8 protein-coding genes are annotated in these 8,719 nt (G+C 70.2%); 6 read left to right on the forward strand and 2 right to left on the reverse strand.

Translation table 11 applies throughout. The features are described from left to right. Nucleotides 1-32: 32 nt before the first annotated feature. From VGJ14_16455 to VGJ14_16480, 6 genes are all read left to right on the forward strand, one after another. Nucleotides 33-995: an MBL fold metallo-hydrolase gene (locus VGJ14_16455; GenBank protein HEY2834021.1), complete on the forward strand. Its 963-nt coding sequence runs from the start codon at nt 33-35 to the stop codon at nt 993-995. Between the two features lies 1 nt (nt 996). Next, the gene (locus tag VGJ14_16460) at nt 997-2,607 is read left to right on the forward strand and encodes an FAD-dependent monooxygenase (GenBank protein ID HEY2834022.1); all 1,611 of its coding nucleotides are present in this window, start codon (nt 997-999) and stop codon (nt 2,605-2,607) included. A 199-nt stretch (nt 2,608-2,806) separates the two neighbouring features. After that, a complete protein-coding gene (locus VGJ14_16465; GenBank protein ID HEY2834023.1) occupies nt 2,807-4,084 on the forward strand; it encodes a DEAD/DEAH box helicase in 1,278 nt (425 codons plus the stop codon). A gap of 58 nt (nt 4,085-4,142) precedes the next feature. Then, a complete protein-coding gene (locus VGJ14_16470) occupies nt 4,143-4,367 on the forward strand; it encodes a hypothetical protein (GenBank protein HEY2834024.1) in 225 nt (74 codons plus the stop codon). Then, complete coding sequence (locus VGJ14_16475; GenBank protein ID HEY2834025.1) at nt 4,360-5,100, forward strand: hypothetical protein; 741 nt, start codon at nt 4,360-4,362, stop codon at nt 5,098-5,100. The genes VGJ14_16470 and VGJ14_16475 overlap by 8 nt, the downstream gene beginning before the upstream one ends. A gap of 74 nt (nt 5,101-5,174) precedes the next feature. Next, nucleotides 5,175-5,387: a hypothetical protein gene (locus VGJ14_16480; protein ID HEY2834026.1), complete on the forward strand. Its 213-nt coding sequence runs from the start codon at nt 5,175-5,177 to the stop codon at nt 5,385-5,387. A gap of 25 nt (nt 5,388-5,412) precedes the next feature. Here VGJ14_16480 and VGJ14_16485 read toward each other — a convergent pair whose 3' ends face one another. After that, nucleotides 5,413-6,825 carry an NAD(P)/FAD-dependent oxidoreductase gene (locus VGJ14_16485; GenBank protein HEY2834027.1) on the reverse strand — a complete coding sequence of 471 codons (1,413 nt, stop codon included), beginning with the start codon at nt 6,823-6,825 and terminating at the stop codon, nt 5,413-5,415. Beyond that, a complete protein-coding gene (locus VGJ14_16490; GenBank protein ID HEY2834028.1) occupies nt 6,822-8,675 on the reverse strand; it encodes a DUF3556 domain-containing protein in 1,854 nt (617 codons plus the stop codon). The genes VGJ14_16485 and VGJ14_16490 overlap by 4 nt, the downstream gene beginning before the upstream one ends. Nucleotides 8,676-8,719 lie beyond the last annotated feature (44 nt).

Genomic DNA, 8,719 nt, shown 5'->3' on the forward strand with positions numbered 1-8,719 from the left:
CCGTCCACCCGCGCTGGTGTTAGGAAGTACGTATGGCCGGCAAGCCGTTCGCGTCCTCGGCCGATCTGGACGCCAAGACCGAGACCCTCGAGCAACTCGGTGACGGGGTCTGGGCGCTGACCGCGCAGGGCGACCCGAACGTGGGCGCCATCGAGGGCGAGAACTTCCTGGTGGCCTTCGAGGCCCGAGCCACCCCGGTGGCCGCGCGGGCCTGGCTGAGGCAGCTGCGGGAGCACACCGACAAGCCGGTGCGTTACCTGGTGCTCTCGCACTACCACGCCGTGCGGGTATTGGGCGCGTCCGCGTTCGACGCCGGCGCGATCATCGCGCACGAGAACACCCGGATGTTGATCGCCGAGCGCGGACAGCAGGACTGGGAATCCGAGTTCGGCCGGATGCCGCGGCTGTTTCACGAACCCGACTCGATCCCCGGGCTGACCTGGCCCGACGTCACCTTCTCCGACCGGCTGAACATCGACCTGGGCGGCAACCGCGGGGAGCTGGTGCTGCAGTACTGCGGACGCGGACACACCGAGGGCGACATCGTGGCCTGGCTGCCCGCACAGCAGATCCTCTTCGCCGGCGACCTGGTCGAGGCACAGGCCGCGCTATACACCGGCGACGCGTTCCACTCCGACTGGTCGGGCGGCACCCTGGACCGGGTGAGGGCATTCGGCGCGCAGACGCTGGTGGGCGGGCGCGGCATGGTCCCACGCGGCCGGGACGCGGTGGATGCGGCGATCGAGCAGACCCGTAACTTCTTGCGGGTGATGCTGCAGAAGGTCGGCGCGGTGCACGGTCGCGGTGGCACGTTGCAGGAGGCCTTCGAGGCCACCCGCGAAGCGCTGGCCCCGACCTTCGGTCGCTGGCCGATCTTCGAGCACTGTTTGCCATTCGACGTCTCGCGGCTGTGGGACGAGCTGGACGGTATCGAGCGGCCGCGCATCTGGACCGCGCAACGGGACCGCGAGGTCTGGGAGCAGCTGCAGAGCTGACATGCCGTCAGTTCCGTTGTGGGCCGGTGATCCGGTCGTCGTCGTGGGCAACGGCCCGGTGGGGCAGACGGCTGCCCTGTTGCTGGCCCACTGGGGTGTGCCGGTGCTGTTGCTGGACGCCCGGCCGCGCCGGGAGGCGGCGGGCTCGCGGGCGGTGTGCCAACAGCGCGACGTGCTCGACGTATGGAGTGCGCTCGGCGCCGGCTCGATCGCCGCGGACGGGCTGACCTGGACCACCGCGCGCACCTTCTACCGCGAGCACGAGTTGTCGGCCTGGTCGTTTGCCGACCGCGGACGCTCGCCGCTGCCGCCGTTCGTCAACATCTCTCAGGCGCACACCGAGCGGGTGCTGGACACGTGCATTGCCGAACACCCGTTGATCGAGCCACGCTGGAACCATGAGGTGCTCGGCCTCGAGCAGGATCCCGCAGGGGTCGCGGTGCGCTGCGTGTCCCCCAGCGGTAACGAGCTGACCATGCGCGCGTCCTACGTCGTGCTGTGCGCGGGATCGCGGGCCGATGCCTTGCGAGCCGGGCTCGGCTTGTCGTTCGACGGGCGCACCTTCGACGACCTATTCCTGATCTGCGACATCCGCGCACGGTTGCCCGAGCTGAACGGCGAGCGTCGGTTTTTCTTCGACCCGCCGTGGAATCCGGACCGTCAGGTACTCATTCACCCCTGCCCGGACTCGGTGTTCCGCATCGACTGGCAGGTGCCGCCGGACTTCGATCTGGACGCCGAGGAACGCAGCGGGGCGTTGGAGGAACGGATCCGTCGCATCGTCGGCGAGCAGGACTACGAGCTGGTGTGGCGCTCGGTCTACCGCTTCTCCTCGCGGTGCGTGGACCGCATGCGGGTCGGCCGGGTGCTGCTGGCCGGGGACTGTGCGCACGTGCTCGCCCCGTTCGGTGCGCGCGGGTTGAACTCCGGGGTGCCCGACGCGGAGAACGCTGCGTGGAAGGTGGCGTTCGTGTTGCACGGCTGGGCGCCGGAGGCGTTGCTGGACAGCTATCACGGCGAGCGGCACGCGGCGGCGGCGGAGAACCTCGCCGTCACCGCGGCGACCATGCAGTTCTTGGTGCCCTCGGATGCGGCGCAGTGGCAGGCGCGGCGGGAGTTGCTGGCCGCCGCAGTGACCGACCCTGCTGCCCGCGAGCGCATTGACTCGGGTCGGTTCGCCGAGCCGTTCTGGTACACCGATTCCCCGCTGACCACGCCCGATCCGACGCGCCCGTTCCCCGGTCGACCGGCGAAGGGGGAGATGCCACCGGTGGTGCCGGGCGTCCTGCTGCCGGATGCCCCGGTACGGGTAACCGGCCGGCCGGAGATCAAACGGGTGCGGGAGCTGCTACGCGACGGGCTGACCGTGCTCACCACGTCGGGCGTGGACCGCATCGCGGTCGCCACCGCGGTTGCCCGGGCCACCGCCGCCCCCGTGCAGCTGTTCGGGGTGGAGCGCATCGATGCCGATGGGGCGCTGGCCGCGGCCATGGACACCCGACCCAATGAGGCCTGGTTGATCCGCCCGGACGGGCACGTGGCCGCGGTGTTGTCCGATCCGCAGCCCGCCGCGGTCACCGCCGCCATCCAACGCAGCCTTGGTGCGGCCTGAAAACCCCTGGAACAACGGGGACCACGATTGCGGACCGCACCACTGGGGCGGATGGGCTACACTGGTGTCATTCAGCTCGTCGATCTCCTGCCGCGAGTTGTCCGCGCGTTGCAGCACTCTCACCGGTGCTCCGCGTGTCACCAGCCGGAATCCACTCCGGACCGGCTGTCGGCGGGACTTGCACAGATAGCGACTTCTCTTGCCCCTGTTCACCGAACTGGGCGTGCCCGCACGCCTGAGCACCGTTCTCACTGATCTCGACATCCACACCCCGACCCCGATCCAGCTCGCGACCCTGCCCGACGCGCTTGCCGGACGCGATGTCCTCGGCCGTGGCCGCACCGGCTCCGGAAAAACGCTGGCGTTCCTGCTGCCGCTGGTGGCGCGCTTGTCCGGCGGCCCCAAGCCCCGTTCCCGGGCTCCCGGGGCGCTGATCCTGGCCCCCACCCGCGAGCTTGCGGGGCAGATCGACGCCGCCTTGGCGCCGCTGGCGCGGGCCGCCCGACTGAGCTCGTGCACCGTGATCGGCGGTGTCGGTCAGGGCCCCCAGGTCAGCGCACTGCGCCGGGGCGTGGACATCGTGGTGGCCTGCCCCGGTCGCCTCGAGGACCTGATCGCGCAGCGCCACTGCTCGCTGGCCGCGATCCAGATCACCGTGATCGACGAGGCCGACCACATGGCCGACCTCGGCTTCCTGCCCGCGGTGCGCCGACTGCTCACCGCCACTCCGGCCGACGGGCAGCGCCTGCTGTTCTCGGCCACCCTGGACAAGGCCGTGGACGGCCTGGTCCGCCAGTTCCTCACCGACCCCGCGGTGCATCAGGCGGACTCCGCGCAGTCGCCGGTCAGCGAGATGACCCACCAGGTGCTGCACGTGAACCGCGAGGACCGACTGCCGGTGCTGGTCGATCTGGTCTCCGCGCCCGGCCGTAACTTGGTGTTCACCCGCACCAAGCGCGGCGCCAAGTCGCTGGCCGCCCAGTTCAGCCGAGCCGGCATCAACGCCGTAGAACTGCACGGCAACCTGCAGCAGAAGGTCCGGACCCGCAACCTGGACGCGTTTCACGCCGGCCGGGCCACGGTGCTGGTGGCCACCGACATCGCCGCCCGGGGTATCCACGTCGATGACGTTCGGCTGGTCATCCATGCCGACCCGCCTGCCGACCACAAGGCCTACCTGCACCGCTCGGGGCGGACCGCGCGCGCCGGGAACGCGGGCACGGTCATCACGTTGATGACGACCGATCAGATTCGCGAGGTCGAGGCGCTGACCCGAGCGGCGGGCGTCAAGGCGACCACCACCCGGGTGGGCAGCGTCGGCAATGCCACCCGCGCGGTCCAGTCGGGTGTCGGGTCGTCGGTGTCGTCCCCCGCGGACAAGCCGCGTCGGGCGCGCCGCTCCGGGCCTCCGGTCGCGGCCACCGCGGTTGCCACGCACAGCGCGGCCGCGTTCAGCTCCGCCCGCCGCCGTCCGTAGGTCATTGGCGTTCGCTTACCTCGGGCGTACCCTGTGCTCCCCTCGAAAAGGAGCCACCATGGGGAAACTGATCCGCATGGACCACACCGGCCACACCACGCTGGCGGAGTGGACGAAGGACGACACGGCGGAGATGGCAGCCGCCGTCGCGGCATTTCGGGCTGAGCTCGACAACGGCTCGATCGCGATGGTGACCACCGGTCCGGGCCACGCCGAGATGGTGCGCGAGTTGCCGCTCGACGCCGACCTGGTGATCATGCGTCGGCCGATTGCCGGTGGCTGAACCCGCGTCAGGCACGCTGCCGGAACTGGCGGCCGTCCCCTGGCGGCCACTGGCCGACGACGCAACGTTGCGCCGTACCGAGCGGTTGTGGACGCTCACCACCCTGTCGCACGTCGTGCCGTTCTGCGCGGTGGCGGTCGGACTCTTCCTGCTCGCGCCGATCACCCTGCCGATCGGGGTGCTCGCGCTCGGACACGCGTGGGTGATCTGCGAGGTCTACGCCGCGCGCGGGGCGAACGTGGTGAGGCCGGCCCTGCGCAGCCCGCTGTCGGAGGCCAGTGAACGCACCGCGCTCGGCCTGCTGGGCGACCTCGTCGGCCACGACGCCCGGCACGGCTTCGAACGCACCGGCCTGGTGTGCGAGCCCGGCAGGCTCGGCGTGTGGCTCGTCGGGGAGAAGGGCGCGCTGCTGGTGCGGCCCGGTGGGCGCCGCGTGCACTGCCTGTGCGTGCGCGTGCCGGAGCCGAACCTCCCGCGCGCCGACCGCGTGGCGCACCTGCTGCTCGCGCTGCGCGCGGACGAACGCGGGTTCGCGACGCTGGCCAACTGCTCGTTCGCCGGTGCGCGTTGGCGCGTGCGGCGCCGGCTGCCCGCGACCATGCGGCCCGGACTGGACGCCGCGGGCCGGCTGGCCCGCCGCCCTAACGCCCCTTGGTGGACTCGTCACCGCCGGCCGGGCGGCGGCGCTCGCGATCGCGCAGGTATGCGGCAACGCCCTGGTACGTCAGGCTGACCACGGCGAAGGCAAGCAGGACGATGATGACGACCTTCACAAGCTGAGTAAATCAGCGAAGCTAGGCTCCATCGATGATGCGGGACGTCTTCCAGGGATTCCTGATCCTGCGGCTTCTTGCGCTGTGTGCCCTGCTGACCGTGGGCGCGGTGGCGCTGGGCATCTCCTCGCTGGCTCGAGGCTCGGACCTCACCGGCGTTGTCCTGTTGCTCGCCGCCGCATTTTTGGCCGGGATGACGGGTTGGCTGCTCGCGCATCGGCCCGGCGCCCGGCGGGAGCGCGGGTGAGGCGCCCGCTGCCGCCCCATTGCGGTCAGCGCAGGTAGCGCAGCGCTCGTTGCGCGGCGTGGGCGCCGCACATGCCGTGCGCGCCCGGCCCCGGTGGGGTCGCGGCTGAGCACAGATACATGCCGGGTACGCCGGTGTCGTAGGGGTGCGCGGTCAGGCGCGGGCCGAACAGCAGTTGTGGCGTGCTCTTCGCGCCGGTGACGATGTCGCCCCCGATGAAGTTCGGGTTGTACCGGGCCATCTCCGTGGTGCTGCGTACCGCGACGCCGACGACTTGCTCGCGGAAGCCGGGCGCGAACCGTTCGATCTGTGCGGTGATCGCCTCGGTGGCGTCCCCGGTGAACCCCGCCGGGACGTGGGCGTAGCTCCAGAGCGGGTGGATGTCACCGACCGAGCGCTCCTTGTCGGCCAGGTACTGCTGGGCGATCAGCACGAACGGACGTTCCGGCATGCGCCCGGCGTGCACCGCCCGTTCGTTGGCGGCGATCTCGGCGAAGGTCCCGCCCAGGTGCACGGTGCCGGCGCGGCCGACCGCCTCGTTGGTCCAGGGCACGCCGCCGGAGACCGCGTAGTCGACCTTGAAGGCGCCCGGTCCGTGCTTGAACCGCCGGTACGCGCGCGCGACCCGGGCCGGGAGGCGGTCCCCCAGGATGTCCGCCACCGCGACCGGGGCCAGGTCGAACAGCACGACGTCGGCCGCGGGAAGTTCCTCGGCGCGGCGGAGGTGCCGGTTGCACTCGATAATCCCGCCGTGCCCGGTGACCACCGCGGCGAGCGCGTCGGTGATCTTCCGCGATCCGCCGGCGGCCACCGGCCATCCGTCACGGTGACCCGCCGTCAGAATGCCCAACCCGATCGCGGACGTGAACGGCCGGTGCAACGGCCGGATCGCGTGCGCGGCCACGCCACCCCACAGCGCCCGGGCCGCCTCGGTTTGGAAGCCGCGGGCCAGCGCCGCGGCGGGCAGCATCGTAGGAACGCCGAACCGGGCCAGCCGGAATGGGTGCGCGGGCACCCGGACCAGCGGTCCGAGGACGTCCCCGGCGAGCACGTCATACCCGGCGGAGGTGCGTTCGAACAGTGTCCGCCACCGCGCGCCGTCCTCGCCCAGCCCGTCGGCGGTGCCGGCGACCGATCGATGGAGCAGCGCGGCACCGCCGCCGTCCAGCGGGTGGGCGCAGTCGATTTCCGGCCAGCGCCAGCTCAGTCCATGTGATTCCAGGTCGAGCTCACGCAGGACGGGCGAGCCCACCGCGACCGTGTGCACGGCCGAGCACTGGTCGTGCAGCAGCCCGGGCACGATCGCTTCGGCGGTGCGGGTGCCTCCGCCGATCTCGGCGGTGGCCTCCAGTACGGTGACGCGGAGGCCGGCCCGGGCCAGCACCGCGGCGGCGGCGAGTCCGTTCGGACCCGCCCCCACCACGACGGCTGTGCTCAAGCAGGCTGCCCAATTTCTGCGGCCGCCGCCGGCGCGGCCTGCACCCGCAGCGAGTCCGGGACCCGGTAGTTGCCCTGACGGACATAGCCCGGACGAGTCCAGGTGACGTTGAGGTTGATCGGGCCGTTGGGCAGCCAGGGCTGCTCCTTGCAGGCCTCCGCGACGTTCCACGTGCCCCGCTCCAGCACGCCCACGGCCGGGTCGATCACCTTGTAGGTCTGCGTCGGCTTGTGGATCGGCTGCGACTCGACCCAGACCACGATGAACTCGCCCGGCTCGAACTCGCAGCGCTTCTGGATCGCCGCGAGCAGTCGGTCGTCGTGCCAGTGACCGTCACCGAAGTTGAACCCGGTGATCGAGTTGCACGCGAACTCTGCCTCGCGGACCGTGCACGTGTCGAGGTCGCGGACGTGCTGCATCAGCAGCGAGTAGAGCCCACGCGCCTGGCTGTGCATGGTCCGCCAACCGATGGTCTGTTGCATGGTGATCTCGGCGATTACCTGCGGGTAACCCATGCCCTCGGTGAGCTGGGTGACCTGGTTCTTGGTCGGGCGCGGCGTGAGCTTGTTGAGCTTGGCCTCGCTCTCCAACGAACGGAAGCACCACTGCGCCGACGCCCAGTTGCCCGCGTACTGCCGCATCGAGGGCAGGAACGAGACCAGGTCCGGCCGCAGGTTGCCGAGGATCGGCAGGAACACGCTCATCGCGATGATGGCCGCGAGCAGTCCGCCGTTCGACATGTCGCCGACGCCGTAGCCGTCCTGCGCCGGGAAGCCCGCGAAGAGGAACACGGCAGCGAAGGCGAACATGACGTTCCATTCCAGCGGCACCGCCAGCGGGAAGGCGGAGATGATGAAGACGTGGAAGATCACCATGGCGACCACTGCGGCGATGGTCAGCTGGCGGTTCGTGGAGAACAGCAGGGTGAGCGGTAGGGCCAGTTCGACAAGCGTTCCCCCACCGTGAGCGAACAGGTGCGCGAGCCACGACGGGCGGATGTCGTTCGGGAAGTCGCGGTAGAACATCTTGCGGATCTTCGTCCCCGGCAAAATCGGGGAGTTCGACATCATCGGCGCGACGACGTTGCTGAAGTGGTGGCCGAGCTTGGAGATGCCGGCACCGATCCAGATCACGCAGATCGAGATCTTCAGCGCGACGATCATGTTGGTGAAGTTCAGCACCGTGAAGAAGAACAGCCAGGGCAGGTACTGCTCGGACCGCGCGGCCAGGAACACGATCGAGTCCCGTAGCCCGACCAGCACGATGAGCACGATCGGGGCGATCAGCAGACCCGGCGCGACCAGACCGGAGTCGATGCCCGGCACCCGCGCGGTCAGCGAACCGTCGTCCTTGCCCGGCAACACGATCGCGGTGAGCAGGCTCAGCAGGAAGCCGACGTAGAGCGCGGCGTCGACGATCGTCCGGTGGTCACCGCCGGTGAAGGGGACGCGCTTCCAGGGCTGCACACGCAGGGTTCCGGGGCGCGCCCAGAACAGGATCCCGCCGGTCATCGGCTTGAACTTGCCGGCCAGCGGCCCCCACGAACCGGCGATACCGACGGCTTCCAGCAACATCGTCCACATCACGAACTTCTGGAAGACGATCGGTTGGTCCCACCACCCGTTGACGTCCCAGGGGGACCCGACGTCGGAGGTCCAGACGACCAGGCAGGTGCCGACCGCCATGTAGAAGAAGACCACTTTGAAGATGTAGATGGTGTGCACCATCCGTGGCGTCCCGAAGCCGTACTCGACCCAGTGCAGGGCGAGTGCCTTGGTGCGCTCCATCAGCGGCTTGTCGAGGAAGGTCTCCGGGTCGACCGGCGGGAAATCAGGTGTCTTGAGGCCCATGTGTTCGCACTCCCGGGACGGAAATCAGCGAGATGGAGATCTGC

This window comes from Sporichthyaceae bacterium, assembly GCA_036493475.1.
Lineage (GTDB): Bacteria > Actinomycetota > Actinomycetes > Sporichthyales > Sporichthyaceae > DASQPJ01.